This window comes from Terribacillus aidingensis, from assembly GCF_040703035.1.
Taxonomy (GTDB): Bacteria; Bacillota; Bacilli; order Bacillales; family Amphibacillaceae; genus Terribacillus.
In genome coordinates this window covers 2,952,553-2,970,367 of the sequence record NZ_CP159996.1, presented here as the reverse complement: position 1 = coordinate 2,970,367, position 17,815 = coordinate 2,952,553, and the positions used below count along the sequence as shown (strand labels likewise).

Below are 17,815 nucleotides of genomic sequence, written 5' to 3'. Positions count from 1 at the left end.
AGTGAGAAAGGTAACTTTAGCAGCTACACAAATGGCTTGTTCCAGTGTCGTTGAAGAGAATATCGCCAATGCCGAGAAGCTTGTCCGCCAAGCGGCAGCTCAAGGTGCGAATGTCATCCTGCTACAGGAGTTGTTTGAAACACCATACTTCTGCCAAAAGGAAAAGCCTGCTTACTACGCGTTTGCAACAGAGCTGGAGCAGAACAAAGCAGTGCAGCATTTCAAACAAGTGGCGAAGGAGCTTGGAGTAGTACTTCCAATTAGCTTCTATGAGAAAAAGAACAATGCAAACTACAATACAGTCGCTATGATCGATGCGGATGGCTCTGTTCTTGGTATCTACCGGAAAACGCATATTCCAGATGGACCGGGCTATGAAGAGAAATATTATTTCAGCCCTGGGGACACTGGCTTCAAAGTGTGGGAGACGAAATTCGGGAAGATAGGTGTGGGCATTTGCTGGGATCAGTGGTTCCCGGAAGCAGCGCGCAGCATGGCGCTTCAAGGAGCGGAAATCCTGCTGTATCCTACAGCAATCGGTTCCGAACCGGAGGATGCAAGCATTGACTCGAAGGATCACTGGCAAATGTGTATGCGAGGACACGCAGCAACCAATTTGATGCCTGTTTTGGCTTCAAACCGGATTGGTGTGGAAACGGATGAGGATTCCTCTATCACGTTTTATGGTTCTTCGTTTATCGCTGGTCCGCAGGGGAATTTGCTGGCGGAAGCAGGACGTACAAAAGAAGAAATCCTTACTGCTACGTTCGATTTGGACGAGCTGGCTATGCAGCGTGTGGAATGGGGGCTGTTCCGTGACCGCCGTCCTTCCATGTACCGTAATATCTTAAGCTCTGATGGTTCAACAACTGTATAAAATGAAAGCTGCCAGTCTATGCTGGCAGCTTTTTTAATGTCGCGGAGCCCAGAGCATGACAGCGACGCCTGCTACACATAAGCCGGCTCCTATCCAGTCATACATATCCGGTGTTTCTTTGTCGATGAACCAGCCCCATAGAATGGAGAGTACAATGAAAACACCGCCATATGCTGCATACACACGACCGAACGTCGGAAATGTCTGGAAAGTGGCAATCACACCGTACATGATCAAGGCGATACCGCCTAAAAATCCAAGATAACCTGGTCTGCCATCACGCAGCCATATCCAGATCAAGTACCCGCCGCCAATTTCGGCAATTCCTGCAAGCAAAAAAATGAATATCGATAATAACATTCTTTCGTCTCCTAGTACGTAATACATCTATGATAGCGTAAAAAAACGACCCTGTCCGGGTCGTTTTTTTAGTTCTTGAGTAAATTATTTTCGTCGAGGAAGTCCTTGGCTACACGTTCTACACTCTTTTGCTCAATATCCACTTGGTAGTTCAGTTCACGTAAAGTATCCTCTGTCAGAGCATTCTGGAGCGGTTCCAGTAATTCTGTCAGCTCTGGGTACTCATCCAAGGTTTCTTGATTGAAGGTGGCAGCATAATTGTAGGAAGGGAAGAATTTTTGATCGTCTTCCAATATCTTTAAATCCATCGAATTAATTTGCGGATCAGTTACAAAAGCTTGAGTGACATCAATCTCATCATTTTTCAATGCTGTGTAATAAAGACCGATTTCCATTTCACGGATATTGGGATCAGGAACTTTGAATCCATAATATTCTTCTAATCCAGGCATTCCATCTCTCCGATTTGCGAATTCCGTCTCCATCCCGAATCGAAGGTCTTCTGGATTTTCTTTCGCGTAAGCTGCCAAATCACTTAAAGTTTCAATGCCTAACTCATCGGCTTTTTCTCTTTCCATAACCAAAGCATACGTATTATTAGCATCGGTTAAGTTTGTCCAGGCAATGCCGTTCTCCTTATCCAATTCCCGAACCTTTTGCATTGCCTCATCTTTATCTGCAATCGGTTCTTGATCCAAATAGGTGACAAGTGCTGTACCAACATACTCCCAAGACATATCAACCTGGCGGGTTTCGATTGCTTGACGCATGGCAGAGGAGCCGAGATTTTGAATCTCTTCAACATTATAACCGTTATCCTCCAATATGAAGGCTGTCATTTTGGCTATTACCAGCTGCTCGGTGAAAGTTTTTGCTCCGACGGTAACAGTTTTTCCGCCCGGACCGCATGAACTTAGCACAACTAGTAAAGCTGTTAATAAAGCAAATAGGGTCAATCGTTTTCTCATCAATTCAGGTATCCTTTCTTCACGAATTTTGTGCTTTTCTAGCAAGACGGAGTCCTTTTGGCACTAAGGCGAACTGCAGCCACTTGAATAGATAGTCAATCACGATAGCTAGCAGTGTGACAGGAACGGCTCCGGACATTAAGAAAGCATTATCGAAGAGACGGATACCAGTGAAAATCCATACACCCAGTCCGCCGGCACCGACTAGATAGGCAAGTGCAGCGGTCCCGATATTGATGACCAATGCTGTCCGCACGCCTGCAATAATCGAGGTGAGTGCATTCGGCAGCTCGATCTTCCAAAGGATTTGCGTGTTTGTAAGTCCCATTCCTTTGGCAGCATCAATCATGTTGTCGTCAACGGAATCCAGGCCAGCAATCGTATTTTGTAAAATAGGCAGCAGGGAATAGACGAATAAGGCAACTACTGCTGCGCTGATTCCAATACCTAGGAAGCCCATGGCGAGTGCAAGCACAGCTAAACTCGGAATAGTTTGCCCAAGATTCGCGATGCCTACGATCAGCCATTCGGATTTACGGAACTTTGGCCGTGTAACGAAGATGCCTAGTGGTACTGCAAGCAGCACAGCAGCAGCTCCTGAAAGGAGTACAATCGTAATATGCTCCCCGAGTAAGCGCAGGAAAGTATCCGGCTGTTCCCAGATTTTGCTGAACATATTGTTGGCGAATGCCCACACAAAGAAGGCAATGAGCAGTGCCCAGAAGATAAGCTTGATAATCAAGGCGATGGTCTTGTTTGTCCGGTCCATGATTACAGCCCCCTCAGACGCTCTCCTTGATCTCGCGGTGCAGGAACTGCTCGATCAAGTCCAAAGTAATACTTCCTTTGCGAGTACCATTGTCGTTCTCAACAATCAGCTGATCAGCTTCTTGATTTAAGATCTTCGATATAGCCACACGCAGGGAAAGGTTTTCGTTGATATCCTGAGAATCAGGTGATTCCATAACAGGCTTTAATGTAATTGCATCGGCAAGGTCTTTTACTGTATACAGACTCATGCTCTTCAGTACGCGGTCCTGACCGACGAATTCAGCAACAAAGCTGTTGGCTGGTTTGTTCAGCATTTTGGCTGGCTCAGCGTATTGCATCATTTTGCCGCCTTTAAGCAGGGCGATTTTATCTGCCATCTTGACCGCTTCGTCAATGTCATGGCTGACAAACAGGATCGTTTTCTTTAGCTCTTTTTGAATTTGCAGGAATTCCTCTTGAAGATGGGTGCGGATAATCGGATCCAGTGCACCGAAAGGTTCATCCATCAACATGACTGGCGGATCAGCAGCCAAGGCACGGGCCACGCCGACACGCTGCTGTTGACCTCCGGAAAGCTCATGCGGGTATCGTTTCCGATATTCATCTGGTTTCAAGCCTACAAGTTCCATCAGCATATTGAAGCGATCACGCATTTTTTTTCTGTCCCAGCCAAGCAGGTTAGGAACAATCATGGCGTTATCTTCAATATTCATATTCGGGAACAAGCCGTTCGATTGAATGACATAACCAATATTGCGGCGCATCTCTATTTTATTGGAATGACGCACGCTTTTACCGTTGAGCATAATGTCGCCGTCTGTAATACTCTCCAGCTGGTTCACCATTCGAAGCAAAGTCGTCTTTCCGCAGCCGGAAGGTCCCAGCATAATGACTAATTCACCATCTTCGACTGTGAAATTCATATTTTCAATAGCTTTTACATTGCCGTTGTATACCTTTGTTACATCGTTGAAATGAATCATAATGTCACCCTTATTATTTTTTTACACCCTTTGGCGTAAATAGATTTTCGATTAAGCGCAAGAACAAATCAGCAATCAATGCCAAAACAGCAACCGCAATTGCACCTGCAAGGATCATTGTGTTGTTGGTACGAAGGATTCCTTGATAGATGATACCGCCAAGACCTCCAGCGCCTATTAACGTAGCGATGGCGCCAACACCGATATTTAAGACGGTAGCAGTGCGGATACCAGCCATAATTAATGGCATGGCATTTGGAAGCTCCACTTTATAGAGGCGCTGGAATGTAGTCAGTCCAATGCCATTTGCCGCATCACGTATGTCGGGATCGACATTGCTGATAGCTGTGTACGTATTCCGGATGATCGGCAGCTGTGAATAAAGTACAAGTGCGATAACAGCCGGTAACGTACCGATTCCTTCGTTGATGAGTGAAAGAATTGGAATCATGATTCCAAATAAAGCGAGGCTTGGAATAGTCATCATGATAGAAGCAATTTGGAGAATAGTGGAGGCAGCGTATTTATTGACGGAGCAATAAATACCTAATGGGACACCGATCACAATTGCGATGATAATTGCTAAACCGACAAGCTTGATATGATCCCATGTATATCCAAGTATGAATGTAAAATTAGTAGTGAAATATTCGATTAAATCCGTAATGGGAGGGCACCTCCTAAATTTGTCATGCTAAAGGTCTTATCAGACTTTTACTACCTATTGTTATACCCAGATAAACCAACATCCTAACATGAAAAAATAACCATTACAAAGACAGGATTAACTTATAACACTAAGTATGGTGGAGTAATCGGGAGGATATTAGGCTTGAAGGTGGCTGAGCATAATATATCAATGGATTTCCTTATCGACATAAGGGGAAAGTTTTGGCTACGGAAACCATAAAATAACTGAAAAATTAAATAATGTTATAAGAAATATATTTACTTCCTCCTAAAAATGATGGTAGTATATCTAAATACTAATATGTACTCATTTAAAATGTACTAGAGTGTAAGGAGTCACGCCCTTATACAAAAAAAAAGAGAGAATGGAAAGCTAAATAGTCTGAATTGACAAACTATTTGGTAGGGAGAGGGAGCGAGAAGAATGAAGGAATACTTAATCGAGCGAATGTACAAAGCATCACAAGGAATGGCAAATGCAGTCCTCGTGACCCTCGGTATCGGTCTATTGATGGAGACTTTTGGTGAATTTCTGAACTGGCCGACATTGATTGCTGTCGGTACTGTTGCTAAAGCATTGTTGGCACCCGCTTTAGGTGCCGGAATCGCTGTTCAGCTGGGCGGCAATACGTTGGTTGTTTTCAGTGCAATGATCAGTGCGACGATCGGCGGAGCTGCAATGACTGTAGGCGATGACGGCTTACTGACATCGATGGTATCGGGACAGCCGATCAGTGCAGTGCTTGCTGCTGTCGTTGCGACATATGTAGGTAAAAGGGTAGCAGGGAAGACACCGCTTGATATGATGGCTATCCCGTTTGCGGCAGTACTTGTAGGGGGGATTGCTGGAGCGGGACTTGCTGCAGTTACAACACCGATGCTAACATGGATGAGCGGACAGATTGCCAACTCTGTTACTGGCTCACCGCTGCTTGCATCTATCGTCATTTCATTGGTGTGGAGTATCCTGTTGATGACACCAGCTTCTTCTGCAGCTTTGGCAATTGCATTACAGCTGGATCCGGTATCCAGTGCGGCTGCTTTGATCGGCTGTACGGCACAGTTTGTCGGGTTTACGTTCATGAGCATCCGTCAAAACGATTTAGGTGGTTTTCTGGCACAGTTTGTCATTACACCAAAAGTACAATTCCCTAACTTAATAAAGAATCCAGCGCTTGTCATCCCGCCATTTGTAGCGGCAGTTGTTTGTGCACCGATCGCAACAGTGCTGCTAGGGTTTACAACGTCTTACGAACTGGCAGGTTTGGGCTTGAATTCATTCATTGCACCGCTTAATATCCTGGCCAGCCAAGGCTGGGAAGCTTTCTTGATTTATTTAGTAACAGGCGTCATCATGCCGCTGATCATTTCACTTGGTCTTTATCATGTGATCAAATCGATCGGATGGGCCAAGGTCGGCGATTTGCGTATGGAAATTCAATAATCAAAACCGCAGCTGCGAAGCTGCGGTTTTTTTCATGCAGCTAACAATATTATTGTTATACTGAAAGGAGAAACAAAATTAGAAAGAAGGATATCCTTCATGGATCAACTTAATCGTGTGCTTGCCAGATACATGCCTTTTCTCACCCCTGCGAGTGTGCTGGCGGGGTTTATCTTTGCGAGTTTCCTGCATCATGGAGAGGCATTGGTCCCTTGGATATTTGCATGTATGACATTCGCTGGAAGCTTATCAGCTAATTTTAACAGCCTGCTGCATGCTGTTAAAAGACCTGGACCGATGCTGCTTGCTTTTGCAGTGCTTCATTTCATTATGCCTTTGATCGCGTTTGGCTTCGGACATCTGCTCTTTCCTGGAGATATAAATACGATAACGGGTCTAGTGCTGCTGACAGCAATTCCGACTGGTATTACAGCATTTGTCTGGGTTGCTATGCAGAATGGGGATATTGGACTTACCTTATCAACCATTCTCTTAGGCACATTGCTTTCTCCATTGCTTGTACCTTTGATTCTGCATCTACTGGTAGGAGGCGATGTCCAGCTGGACATACTCCCGATGATGGAGGGTTTGTTATGGATGATTGTCATACCTTCGGTAGCGGGTATGTTAGTTAATCAATTTTGCAGCAAAAGCGTCACAAGCGCATTAAGTAAGAACCTGTCGCCATTCTCGAAAATAGGCCTTATAGCTGTCGTTTCCATTAACGCATCAGTGGTCGCCCCTCACTTAACTGGCATCGATATGACAGTGATTGGGATTGTATTGCTTGTATTCTGTTTATCGTTTACCGGTTATCTGATAAGCTGGCTTCTTGGTAAGCTACTCCATTGCGATAGAACGGAGATTGTAAGTGTAACCTTTCTTGGGGGAATGCGGAATATCAGTGCAGGGGTAGTGCTTGCTGTAAGTTTCTTTCCGGCTCCTGTCGCTATCCCGGTTGTAATAGGGATGCTGTTCCAGCAGGTTTTGGCAGCAGTGTTTTCCAGCCTTCTGAAAAAATATGAACCGCAGCAAGCAGCTGCTTGAAAAGAAGACCGTTCAGACGGTCTTCTTTTCTTTATAAGGAACACTTCACGCATGTTTAATTTCTTCTCATTTTGGCAATGGCTCTACAAGACACGGAAAGGAAGATGAATATGTGGGAAGCAATTTTATGGGGTGCCATAGCAGGGTCTGCCAGTTTAATTGGTGCTGCCGTACTGATGCTTGTACCCGTAAAAAAGCGAATTATCGGGTTTATTATGGCTCTAGGTACAGGAGCACTGATTGGTTCTACCTCCTATGAACTCTTGGAGGAAGCATATGAAATCAGTGGCGGGTTGCAGGAAGAAGCGATTGGATTTCTTGGAGGCGCAGTTATTTTTACTATATTGGATATCCTTATATCCCGCAGTGGCGGGAAGAATCGTAAAAGCAGCCGACTGCACGAGACACATCATAAAGACGAGAAGGGTTCAGGACTAGCAATATTCGCAGGTACAGTAATGGATGCAATACCGGAATCAGCCATGATCGGATTGAGCTTGGCGAGCGGGGGCGGTGCTAGTACTGCTTTGATCGTATCCATTTTTATCAGTAACTTTCCAGAAGGTCTTTCCAGTACTTCAGGGATGCAAAGCAGCGGCTATAGCCGGAAGCGCATCATTTTCATGTGGATAGCCGTAATCGTGATTTCCGCTTTAAGTGCACTAATAGGAGCTGTTTTACTCCAGGATACGAGCGCTAGTACAAGAGCTATACTAAACTCATTTGCAGGGGGAGCAATTATTGCCATGGTCGCATCCACCATGGCTCCTGAGGCATATGAAGAGGGCGGTCCAGCTGTAGGGATTGTAACAGCAATAGGGATGTTCATCGCCTTTTCTTTGGCACATGTTTAAGTAACTCTCATGCAGGGGATATACAAACAAAAGAATGGAGGCGTTTCAGCATGAAAAACCTTATTCGAAAAGCGATTAAGTATGGACCTGTTATCTATCCGATCGTTAAGAAAATTATCAATAAACGCAAAGCAAAGCGTTCTGGAAGAGCTTCGTATTAAAAAGACGTGAGAGCAAAATGCTCTCACGTCTTTTTATCTGCTGCGACTGCCTTTTTCAAGGACAGTGTCCACCTCAGCTGCTGCTTTATCCAATGCAGTTTTAGGATTTTCACCTTGGTATAGACTCTCCATACCAGTTACAATCTGCTGACGTGCTTCTGGGAAGATGGAAATCAAAGCACCTTGTGTTGCTGTACTTGGCACTGTATCGTGCAGCTGATCAACAGTTACTTTTAACTGCGGATATTTTTCCCACTCCTGTTTTACGATATCTTCTTCATATGCAGCTGGGTTAATGGCGAAATAACCAGATTCTACATGCCATTTTGCCTGAACTTCTGCTGTTGATAAGTATTTCATGAAGTCCCATGCAGCTTGCTGCTGGTTCTCATCAATATCCTTCGCCATCCAGAGGGATGCTCCGCCGATGATGACCCCTTGCGGATCCACATCATCCGGATGCGGCAAATAAGCTACGCCAACCTCGAAATCAGCATTATCGACAAGCCCTTTGATGCCTGCAGAGCTATCAAGCATCATTGCCATCGTTCCAGTCTGGAACGATGCCCGCATATCATCCCAATTTTGGCCGCTGTTATAGAAGGTTCCAGCTTCATACATATCACTGATCAATTCAAATACCTTCTGACCTTTTTCATCGTTGAAGGAAGCCTTTGTTGCTTCGCCTTCGCGACCATTTTCATTATCGACGAACATTCCGCCCTGTGTGGCAAGCAATTCCTCGAAGAACCACCCATAATTCAAGATGGAAAGACCATATTGTGACGTTTTATCTCCTTCTTTGATCGTCAGCTTTTCTGCAGCTTCCTTCAGCTCGCTGTAAGTGCGAGGCGCTTGCTCAGGATCAAGTCCAGCTTCCTTGAATGCATCTTTGTTATAGACAAGCACAGGAGTGGAGGAGTTGAAAGGCATAGAATACTGTTCTCCATCCACTTGATAGTAGGAGGAGATATTTTCTTCCCATTGTGATGTATCGTAGTTTTCTTCATCGATGAATTTTTGGACAGGCTGGATGTTTCCGCTGTCTATCATTTGTTTTGTACCTGCTTCAAAAATCTGTGTAACTGCTGGAGCATCTGCAGTACCTGCAACAGTATTCAATTTTGTTAAAGATTCCTCATAGGAACCTTGATAAACTGGTTTTACAGTATATTTATCCTGTGAACTGTTATATTCGTCTACGATTTCATTGACACTTGCTTCCAATTCTCCGCCCATGGCATGCCAGAAGATGATTTCAGTCTTGCCATCCTCAGTCGTACCGCTCGCAGAATCCGTACTGGAACAAGCAGTGAGGAACAGTACAAATAAAACAGATAAACCAGCTAATAGTCTTTTCATCATATAACCTCTTTCGATTTTATTTGATTGCACCTTGCGTGAGACCTTTTTGCAGTTTTTTCTGTCCGGCGAACAACAGCAGCAGTGTAGGCAGAATGACGATGACGACACCGGCCATGACGATACCCCAGTCAGATGCGATTTCCTGTGCTTGCAGCTGTTTAAGCCCGATCTGAACGGTTCTTGCAGATTCCGTATTTGTTACTAGCAACGGCCAAAGATACATATTCCAATTGGTAAGAAAGCTGTAAATACCTAAGGTGATTAAGCTCGACCGGCTGACAGGCAGGATGACATTCCAGAAGAAACGGAATCTTGAAATACCAGCTACCTGAGAAGCTTCGTAGAGTTCCTGCGGTATTGTCTTGAAATGCTGGCGCAATAGGAAGGTTCCGAATGCCAAAGCAAAGAACGGAACTGTCAAACCAAGATAGCTGTTTGTCCAGCCTAGACCTTGTATGGTCATGAAGTTCGGTACCATCGTTGCTTCCCAAGGTATCATCATGGTCGAAATGAACAAGAAGAAGACGAAATCCCTACCTTTGAATTTCATGAAAACAAAGGCAAAGGCGGCTAAACTGCTGACTAACAGCTGGCCAATCATAACAATGGCTGATGTGACGAAACTATTGAGCAAGTAGGTTAGAAGCGGCACTTTTTGAAATACCTCGACGTAATTATCCAGCGATAGACTGCTAGGAAGAAGCTGGCCGCCCATCACTTCCCCGCCATCCATGAACGAGATGCTGAAAGCATAGAAAATTGGAAACATCATGATAATGGCACAGATGATCAGGACCGCATAAAGGCTGATACGCTTTGCGAGTATCACTGATAATGCACCTTCCTCTCGCCAAGCTTAAACTGCAGTGCTGTCAGCAGCAGGACGCAGAAGAACAGGATGACTGCCTGAGCACTCGCAGAGCCGACATCGTTATTGATGAAGGCATCCTTATAGATGGAATAGACGATTACATTGGTTGATTCTACCGGTCCGCCCTTTGTAAGGATGTCAATTTGTCCGAATGTCTGAAAGGCATTGATGAACGATACTGTCACGATAAAGAATAAAGTGGGGGACAGCATGGGCAGCGTAATTCGGCGAAGCTGATAAATATAGCTTACTCCCGCCACTTTTGCATTCTCGTATAGGTGTGTATCGATGTTCTGTAATCCTCCAAGTATGATCAGAAATGCGAAGCCGGCATTCATCCAAATCGTGGATAATGATACTGCAAGCAAGGCATAGTCGGGATCCTGCAGCCATTGTACGGCCGGAAAGCCCAGCCACTCGGCAATTCTGCTGAATACGCCGATTGAAGGATTATACATGAACATCCAAATGACGCTGGATGCTGCAACGCTCATCCCCATTGTGGAGGAAAACAATGTACGGAATATGCCGATTCCTTGGATCTTTTCATTTGTCAGCAAAGCCAGGAAAAGAGCGAGCAGGATGCCTGCGGGTACTGTGTACAGCACAAAAAGAATGGTAGCTTTTACGCTGCTCTGAAAACTGTCAGAGCTTAGGATATACTGATAGTTTTCCAATCCGACGAATTCGAATGGACCCATTTGGTCAGCTAAAAAGAAACTCAAGTATATGGTTCGGAACATTGGGTAGAAAACGAACACGCCGAACAAAATGATAGAAGGAAGCAAATAGAGCCAGCCCTCCAGAAAGGAAAATAGGTTCCGCTTTGGCGCGCTTTCCTGAGGTCGAACAGACTGTAAATCCCGGGAAGCGTTCATCTTAGCACCTCTCTGGCTGTCTGCTTCGGTTGTCCATCATTAGCTGCCCATAGAATCCGTCCATTGTCTTTTGAGAAGAGATGGATGGCATCCAAATCGAAACGAATCGGAATCCGATCTCCGACAGAGAATTGCCATTGTCCGTTCCATCGGGCAATCCACTGCTCATTGGATTCATCCAGAATGAAAGTAATGAGCGTTTCTGTACCAAGAATCTCAGTATTAACGACCTCTACTATAGCATCGGCTTGTTCTGGAGCAGCAAATAGGATGTGCTCTGGCCGTATACCGACCTGGACATTCTTGCTTGCTGCTTTTACATTGCCTTTCATTGGGTTAGGTAAGGTGCAATTTGGTGATAGAACAATACCGCTTGGAGAAACGTCAGCTTCCATTACATTCATGGCAGGTGATCCGATAAATGATGCTACGAATGTATTGGCAGGGTTATTATAGATATCAAGCGGTTTGCCGATTTGCATCGCTTCGCCTTCATGAAGGATCATCATCCGGTCTGCCATCGTCATTGCTTCGGTCTGATCATGTGTAACATAAATCATCGTAATCCCGAGCTTCCGCTGTATCTGCCGGATTTCCGAACGCATCCGCGTCCGCAGTTTCGCATCCAGATTTGATAATGGCTCGTCCATCAAGCAAAGAGGAGCTTGTGTTACAATGGCGCGGGCTAGGGCGACACGCTGTCTCTGGCCGCCAGATAGCTCACGTGGTTTGCGTTTTAAGTAATCAGCTAATCCGAGCATGTCGGAAGCTTCGAGAGTGCGGCGTCGTTGTTCCTCGCGTGAAATTTTTTTTGTATGTAAGCCGAAGGAGATATTTTGTTCCACATTCAAATGCGGATACAATGCATAATTCTGAAAGACCATGGATAAATCCCGTTTATTCGGTGGTGCATCATTCATCTTCTTGCCATTCACAAACAATTCCCCGCCCGTTATCGGCTCCAGGCCAGCTATCATGCGGAGAATAGTGCTTTTTCCACAACCTGAAGGACCGACAAGCACGAAGAACTCGCCTTGCTCCAGCTGCAGGTCCACTTGTTCAATAACATTTTTTTTGCCATCGTAAGACTTTTTCAAACCAGCCAAGCATACATGTGTCATAATCTGCTCCTTTCTGCGAATTCATCTATACTATAACGAGTGAAAATTGAGTTAACGTGAAGAGTGGGTGAAAAAGCGTTTACAGAAAAGAGGGAGATGACTGTTTATTTTACAAAGCTCATACAATCCCGGCACAAAAAAAGGACTTGCAGGCAATATTGCCTGCAAGTCCTTTTGTGTTCCATTACTTTCTACGCATTTTGCGTAGAATTAGGCTTAATACAAATACGAAGATAATGGCACCGATCAAAGCAGGGATGATTGCTATACCTGCGAGGTCAGGACCGAAGTCTCCGAAGATAAGTCCGCCAAGCCATGCCCCGATAATACCTGCAATGATATTACCAATGATACCACCTGGAACGTCACGTCCAAGGATCAAGCCTGCCAGCCAGCCGATAATACCACCAACAATTAGATATAAGATGAAACTCATAATACCTACCTCCAAACAATGATGTGATTTAATGTGTTGTGATAATAGCATTCCCCATCTTACAAGATTACAAACATCTAAGCTTTGTGGCATGTTTACACGTTCTTAAGATAAGCTGCATCATTCTACACAGCAGCTCAACATCTGCTTAATAAAAAGTCGCTATATTAAAGTCAAGAAGATAACAAAGATCACCGTCCAATTCATGTACTCTGCATAGAACAAAGATTACAATCCAGATAACTACAGGGAGATGATCCGAATGATGAATCAGATTAATCCATCGTATGAGTCCGTAACTACAAGGTCGCTTGATAGTCAGTACATGCAAAATGGAATACTGCCTGTCATCGCTCATCGCGGCGCTTCCGGATTTGCACCTGAAAATACAATCGCTGCTTTTGATCTGGCTGTAGAGATGCAAGCCGATTTTATCGAACTGGATGTACAAATGTCCAAGGATGGTCAGCTTGTCGTCATTCATGATACATCTATAAATCGCACAGCTGTCGATGCTCCTGAAGAGGCCGTGTACGTGAAGGATCTTACGTTTGCCGCCTTACAGTCATATGACGTAGGTGCTGGATATGATTCGGTGTATGAAGGTCAGCGAATCCCGTTGTTAGAGGATGTAATAAGAAGGTATAAAGGAAAAACAAAGTTCCTGATCGAATTAAAATCGCCAGAGCTTTATGATGGAATAGAGGAAGCTGCAGCTGAACTGCTGGAAAAATATGATTTGGCTAATGTTCTTTATGAGGAAGTGATTCTGCAATCCTTCAATTTTGGATCAATTGCGTATCTTTCCCAGCTGTTGCCGCATGTACCGCTTGGTGTATTGACGTCAAGAAGTGCTGACCTCACAAATCGTAAACTTGATAAAATATCTACGTATGCAAACTATGTAAATACGCATTTTACAAACGTCACACAGGATGATACATTAGTTGGCAGAATCCATACACGTGGAATGCGAATTATGCCATGGACAGTACGGGCACCTGGGGAAGTCCAGCCTTTAATCCGAGCTGGTGTTGACGGAATCATTACAGACTACCCAAATTATGTGAAATAAAAAGGAGACCTTTTACAGGTCTCCTTTTTCATATTATCTATTCTGAACGAGCCGAAGCAGTTCGAATGCTCTGTCTCCTGCAAGTGCAGCAAGATCCTCCCAGCACTCGTCACGCTTCAGGTCGAGTTCTACGATTTGCTTGGCTAAATCAAGGGCTTCCTGATCATGTGCCACGTGCTTGACGCTCCTTTCTGATGTTCCCTTTTTACTGTTACGCTCAGTATACTTATAGCCGAATAATTTTGCATCAAACATGTTAGCGATGCTGACGAACTATTTTGTTGTTTGTTAGGTTTCCTCACACAACACTAGGATGAATGGATAAATACGGTATAATGTGGAGTAACAGCACATGGTGATGAGGTGAACAGATGAGTAACGAGCCTTCTTACAAGAACAGGAAAGTAATCACAATAGGTATTGTGAGCGAGCTGACTGGTCTGACTGAACGCAAAATTCGTTATTACGAGGAACGCAAGCTCATTTTTCCTGAACGTTCAGCGAAGGGAAATCGCAAGTACTCTTTTTCGGATGTAGAGCAATTGATCGAGATCGCCAACAAAAGGGAAGAGGGTGTGCAAACCTTCGAAATTCGTCAGCAGATGCTAAGAGACAAGAGGAAAGAAGCGGAACGAGAAAGCCGCCAGCAAATGCTGCGAGGGCAGATCAACGCCCGCTTTGGTATACAGAGAGAGTAAGTGTGTGTACGTATGTGTTGGGAGGCCTAGTACACAGGAGAGCCGGATGGTTATCATCCGGCTTTTTATTTTGTCAAAAAAGTCTACTCTATAAATCAATGGATTACTTTCTGACATGCTGTGATCTAGCCAGTTTAAATAATTTTAATGAAAAATAGGATACGTGAAGTAAAGTATTCAAAACGCATATACAACTAAAAGGTAATCTGCCGAATTCGTCATAAATCAATTAGTAGACAGCATTATCAAAGTGATTCACAAAGAATAAATGTAGACTTCTGTCGGCAATTGCAGCTTGATCAATCGTTTGTTTTAAAGATATGCAGTCATATTCTCGTATTCTTAGACTGGGTTGAATGCCTGCATACTCTCCAGCAATCATAATACAAGAAAACAGATTGATTTTTCTATAAATTTTAAAATTATATTGACAATAACTAGTTTGGAAGGTAAAGTAACAAACAGATCAACAACAAATGTATAATGAAATTCTTATCAAGAGCGGCGGAGGAACAGGTCCTATGAAGCCCGGCAACCAGATCGATGATCTAGGTGCTAATTCCTGCAGACGGCGAACAGCTGTACTGAGAGATAAGAGAATGAGTGCATACGGATACCATGCGCCTCTCTTATTCTAGAGAGGCGCTTTTTTATTGTAGTTGATAACAGCGAAGAAAAAGGGGAGAGCAACATGAAAAAAATCTTAAGCTTTGGACTTATCGGATTATTGGCATTATTCTTAGCGGCATGCGGCAATGACAAATCTGCTGCACTGGCAAATGACAAAATATTGGTCGGCGTCAGCGGCGGACCGCATGAGCAAGTAATGGAAAAAGTAAAAGAATTAGCAGCAGATGAAGGTATCGATGTCGAAATCAAAACATTCAATGATTACAACACACCAAACAGCGCGTTGGATGATGGAAGCCTTGATGCGAACAGCTATCAGACACTTCCTTTCCTAGAAGACCAAGTAAAGAACCAAGGTTATGAATTGAAAGAAGTATTTAAGACGCTAACGTTCCCAATGGGTATTTATACAGATAAGATTTCGGATATTTCTGAATTGAAGGAAGGCGACAAGATCGCTGTACCGAATGATCCAGCCAACGAATATCGTGCGTTGAAGCTCTTTGAGACAGCTGGAGTATTGAAAGTTGATCCAGAAGCAGAAAACTCTGCCACGGCAAAAGATGTCGTAGAAAATCCACTGAACCTGGAAATCGTTGAATTGGATGCTTCCCAGCTTCCAGCACAGCTTCCAGAAGTAGCAGCAGCGGCAATCAACACGAACTTTGCGATGGGTGCTGACTTGAATATCAATGATGATGCAATCTTTGCAGAGGAATCAGAAAACAATCCTTGGTCCAACTATTTTGTTGTAAGATCAGCGAACACGGAAGATGAGGTTGTGAAGAAGCTTCAAGAAATCTACCAATCTGATGAAGTGAAACAGTTTGTGGAAGATGAATTCCAAGGATCCGTTGTTCCAAGCTGGTAAGGGGGAAGCAGTATGATTGAACTAAAAAATGTATCGAAGACCTTTACCACTGGCAAGAAAAAAGTGGAGGCGTTGAAAAACGTCTCCTTGAAAATCAATAAAGGTGAAATCTATGGCGTCATCGGATTCAGCGGAGCAGGGAAAAGTACCCTGATCCGCTGTGCCAATTTACTGGAGCGTCCGACTGAGGGCGAAGTATTCATCGACGGTGTAGACCTCACGAAGCTTAAGAAGTGGCAGCTTCGTAAAGCAAGAGGGAAAATCGGTATGATATTCCAGCATTTTAATCTGCTGACGACTGCAACAGTATACGAAAACGTCGCTAGACCACTCAAGCTGAGTAAGGTACCGAAGCATGAAATCAAGGAACGTGTTGATAAGTATCTGAAAATTGTAGGTCTGGAAGAAAAGAAGAATGTATATCCGGCTCAATTATCTGGTGGCCAGAAGCAGCGAGTGGCTATCGCGCGAGCACTTGCGCAAGAACCGGAAGTGCTGTTAAGTGATGAGGCAACAAGTGCTTTGGACCCGAATACGACGTCTTCCATCCTTGAACTGCTGCTCCGAGTGAATAAGGAGCTTGGCATCACCATTTTCCTGATTACACATGAACTGGATGTCATCCAGCGTATTTGTGATCGTGTCGGTGTTATGCACCATGGAGAGCTGGTGGAAGAAGGCGCTGTTATCGATGTCTTTACCAAACCGAAACATCCGCAGACCCGGAAATTTGTCTTTGATGATGCGAATTTCCAAGTACCGGACAGCGTGAAAAAAGGACTTTCTGCTACAGGGCGTCTCGTTTCACTGACGTTTATCGGAGAAGCTTCCAATGAGCCATTCCTTGCGGCCATCACAAAGAAATTTGATGTTGTTCCAAGTATACTGGCAGGTGGAATTGATCAGCTGAAAGCCAGCTCCGTTGGTAAATTGCTTATCCATTTGCAAGGAGATCCAGCAGAAGTGGAGAAGGCAATTTCTTACTTGGAGTCGCAGCAAGTAACGGTTGAGGAGGTGGCGTCATGATTGAGTTCTGGACAGAATGGGGTGCAGACATCACCGAGGCGTTTTGGCAAACGCTGCTGATGACAGGTATTTCATTAGCTATTTCAATCGTGATCGGACTGCCGCTAGGTATTTTGCTGGTCATGACAAGAAAAGGCGGCCAAGCAGAGAATCGAGTATTTTATTCAATCGTGAATACGATCATCAACGTAATCAGATCCATTCCTTTTATCATCCTTTTATTCCTGCTTTTACCTCTGACAAGGGCTTTGGTCGGAACCACAATTGGCGTAGAAGGTGTTATCCTTCCTCTTGTTGTCTATACAGCTCCTTATATAGCGCGTTTAATGGAATCTGCGCTACTGGAAGTGAATAAAGGTGTTATCGAGGCATATGAATCGATGGGGATATCGACTAGTAAAATAATCTGGAGTGTAATCATCAGGGAAGCACGTTCTACGATGATTCTAGGTTTAACAATCGCAACAATCGGATTGATCGGAGCCACAGCAATGGCTGGTTTAGTCGGTGCTGGCGGTCTTGGAGATTTGGCATATCAATATGGGCATTTGCGCTTCGAGCCTGTCGTTATGTATGTCGTTATCATCATCCTGATCATACTTGTACAAGCAATGCAGACATTCGGGAATGTGTTGGCAAGACGATTGCGAAAAGACTAAAAAAAGCACGCTTGGTTAATTCCAAGCGTG

The 17,815-nt window shown here is 44.3% G+C and carries 20 protein-coding genes and 1 riboswitch; of the genes, 9 read left to right on the top strand and 11 right to left on the bottom strand.

Translation table 11 applies throughout. From position 1 onward, the window contains the following. Position 1 precedes the first annotated feature (1 nt). The gene (gene aguB, locus ABXS78_RS15445; RefSeq protein WP_366247943.1) at positions 2 to 877 is read left to right on the top strand and encodes an N-carbamoylputrescine amidase; all 876 of its coding nucleotides are present in this window, start codon (positions 2 to 4) and stop codon (positions 875 to 877) included. A gap of 33 nt (positions 878 to 910) precedes the next feature. On the opposite strand, the gene ABXS78_RS15440 is transcribed toward aguB, so the two are convergent. The 5 genes from ABXS78_RS15440 to ABXS78_RS15420 form a co-directional block, all read right to left on the bottom strand. Continuing rightward, a complete protein-coding gene (locus tag ABXS78_RS15440; protein WP_366247942.1) occupies positions 911 to 1,237 on the bottom strand; it encodes a YnfA family protein in 327 nt (108 codons plus the stop codon). Between the two features lie 68 nt (positions 1,238 to 1,305). Continuing rightward, the gene (locus ABXS78_RS15435) at positions 1,306 to 2,205 is read right to left on the bottom strand and encodes a glycine betaine ABC transporter substrate-binding protein (RefSeq protein WP_095221560.1); all 900 of its coding nucleotides are present in this window, start codon (positions 2,203 to 2,205) and stop codon (positions 1,306 to 1,308) included. 19 nt (positions 2,206 to 2,224) lie between these two features. Further along, positions 2,225 to 2,974: an ABC transporter permease gene (locus ABXS78_RS15430; protein WP_095221251.1), complete on the bottom strand. Its 750-nt coding sequence runs from the start codon at positions 2,972 to 2,974 to the stop codon at positions 2,225 to 2,227. 13 nt (positions 2,975 to 2,987) lie between these two features. Continuing rightward, a complete protein-coding gene (locus ABXS78_RS15425) occupies positions 2,988 to 3,959 on the bottom strand; it encodes an ABC transporter ATP-binding protein (RefSeq protein WP_366247941.1) in 972 nt (323 codons plus the stop codon). A 13-nt stretch (positions 3,960 to 3,972) separates the two neighbouring features. Then, positions 3,973 to 4,524, bottom strand: coding sequence for an ABC transporter permease (locus ABXS78_RS15420; protein ID WP_366247940.1), 552 nt, complete (start codon positions 4,522 to 4,524; stop codon positions 3,973 to 3,975). Between the two features lie 549 nt (positions 4,525 to 5,073). Between ABXS78_RS15420 and ABXS78_RS15415 the strand changes: the two genes are divergently transcribed. The 3 genes from ABXS78_RS15415 to ABXS78_RS15405 all read left to right on the top strand — a co-directional run bounded on the left by ABXS78_RS15415 (position 5,074) and on the right by ABXS78_RS15405 (position 7,994). Further along, positions 5,074 to 6,093, top strand: coding sequence for a PTS sugar transporter subunit IIC (locus ABXS78_RS15415; RefSeq protein WP_366247939.1), 1,020 nt, complete (start codon positions 5,074 to 5,076; stop codon positions 6,091 to 6,093). A gap of 99 nt (positions 6,094 to 6,192) precedes the next feature. Continuing rightward, positions 6,193 to 7,140, top strand: a complete 948-nt coding sequence (locus ABXS78_RS15410; RefSeq protein ID WP_366247938.1) for a bile acid:sodium symporter family protein — start codon at positions 6,193 to 6,195, stop codon at positions 7,138 to 7,140. 110 nt (positions 7,141 to 7,250) lie between these two features. Continuing rightward, positions 7,251 to 7,994 carry a ZIP family metal transporter gene (locus ABXS78_RS15405; protein ID WP_095221231.1) on the top strand — a complete coding sequence of 248 codons (744 nt, stop codon included), beginning with the start codon at positions 7,251 to 7,253 and terminating at the stop codon, positions 7,992 to 7,994. A gap of 194 nt (positions 7,995 to 8,188) precedes the next feature. Here ABXS78_RS15405 and ABXS78_RS15400 read toward each other — a convergent pair whose 3' ends face one another. The 5 genes from ABXS78_RS15400 to ABXS78_RS15380 all read right to left on the bottom strand — a co-directional run bounded on the left by ABXS78_RS15400 (position 8,189) and on the right by ABXS78_RS15380 (position 12,826). After that, on the bottom strand, positions 8,189 to 9,517 hold the full coding sequence (locus ABXS78_RS15400; RefSeq protein WP_366249955.1) for an ABC transporter substrate-binding protein: 1,329 nt from the start codon (positions 9,515 to 9,517) through the stop codon (positions 8,189 to 8,191). Between the two features lie 19 nt (positions 9,518 to 9,536). Further along, positions 9,537 to 10,349, bottom strand: coding sequence for a carbohydrate ABC transporter permease (locus ABXS78_RS15395; protein WP_366247937.1), 813 nt, complete (start codon positions 10,347 to 10,349; stop codon positions 9,537 to 9,539). After that, positions 10,346 to 11,269, bottom strand: coding sequence for a sugar ABC transporter permease (locus ABXS78_RS15390; protein ID WP_366247936.1), 924 nt, complete (start codon positions 11,267 to 11,269; stop codon positions 10,346 to 10,348). The genes ABXS78_RS15395 and ABXS78_RS15390 overlap by 4 nt, the downstream gene beginning before the upstream one ends. Beyond that, positions 11,266 to 12,390 carry an ABC transporter ATP-binding protein gene (locus tag ABXS78_RS15385; protein WP_366247935.1) on the bottom strand — a complete coding sequence of 375 codons (1,125 nt, stop codon included), beginning with the start codon at positions 12,388 to 12,390 and terminating at the stop codon, positions 11,266 to 11,268. The genes ABXS78_RS15390 and ABXS78_RS15385 overlap by 4 nt, the downstream gene beginning before the upstream one ends. Positions 12,391 to 12,574: 184 nt before the next feature. After that, entirely contained in the window at positions 12,575 to 12,826 is a 252-nt protein-coding gene (locus ABXS78_RS15380) for a GlsB/YeaQ/YmgE family stress response membrane protein (protein ID WP_095227770.1), read from the bottom strand. 262 nt (positions 12,827 to 13,088) lie between these two features. Here ABXS78_RS15380 and ABXS78_RS15375 point away from each other — a divergent pair, with 262 nt between their 5' ends. Then, complete coding sequence (locus ABXS78_RS15375; RefSeq protein ID WP_366247934.1) at positions 13,089 to 13,901, top strand: glycerophosphodiester phosphodiesterase family protein; 813 nt, start codon at positions 13,089 to 13,091, stop codon at positions 13,899 to 13,901. A 33-nt stretch (positions 13,902 to 13,934) separates the two neighbouring features. Here ABXS78_RS15375 and ABXS78_RS15370 read toward each other — a convergent pair whose 3' ends face one another. Continuing rightward, entirely contained in the window at positions 13,935 to 14,075 is a 141-nt protein-coding gene (locus ABXS78_RS15370; protein WP_176465621.1) for a hypothetical protein, read from the bottom strand. 197 nt (positions 14,076 to 14,272) lie between these two features. Between ABXS78_RS15370 and ABXS78_RS15365 the strand changes: the two genes are divergently transcribed. The 4 genes from ABXS78_RS15365 (at position 14,273) to ABXS78_RS15350 (ending at position 17,785) form a co-directional block, all read left to right on the top strand. Next, positions 14,273 to 14,599, top strand: a complete 327-nt coding sequence (locus ABXS78_RS15365; protein ID WP_038563668.1) for a MerR family transcriptional regulator — start codon at positions 14,273 to 14,275, stop codon at positions 14,597 to 14,599. A 489-nt stretch (positions 14,600 to 15,088) separates the two neighbouring features. Next, positions 15,089 to 15,197, top strand: a riboswitch (SAM riboswitch). 93 nt (positions 15,198 to 15,290) lie between these two features. Further along, positions 15,291 to 16,100 (top strand): MetQ/NlpA family ABC transporter substrate-binding protein, encoded by an 810-nt coding sequence (locus ABXS78_RS15360; RefSeq protein ID WP_366247933.1) that lies wholly within the window; start codon positions 15,291 to 15,293, stop codon positions 16,098 to 16,100. 12 nt (positions 16,101 to 16,112) lie between these two features. Continuing rightward, complete coding sequence (locus ABXS78_RS15355) at positions 16,113 to 17,126, top strand: methionine ABC transporter ATP-binding protein (RefSeq protein ID WP_366247932.1); 1,014 nt, start codon at positions 16,113 to 16,115, stop codon at positions 17,124 to 17,126. Further along, a complete protein-coding gene (locus tag ABXS78_RS15350) occupies positions 17,123 to 17,785 on the top strand; it encodes a methionine ABC transporter permease (RefSeq protein WP_095221215.1) in 663 nt (220 codons plus the stop codon). The genes ABXS78_RS15355 and ABXS78_RS15350 overlap by 4 nt, the downstream gene beginning before the upstream one ends. The last annotated feature ends 30 nt before the right edge of the window (positions 17,786 to 17,815 follow it).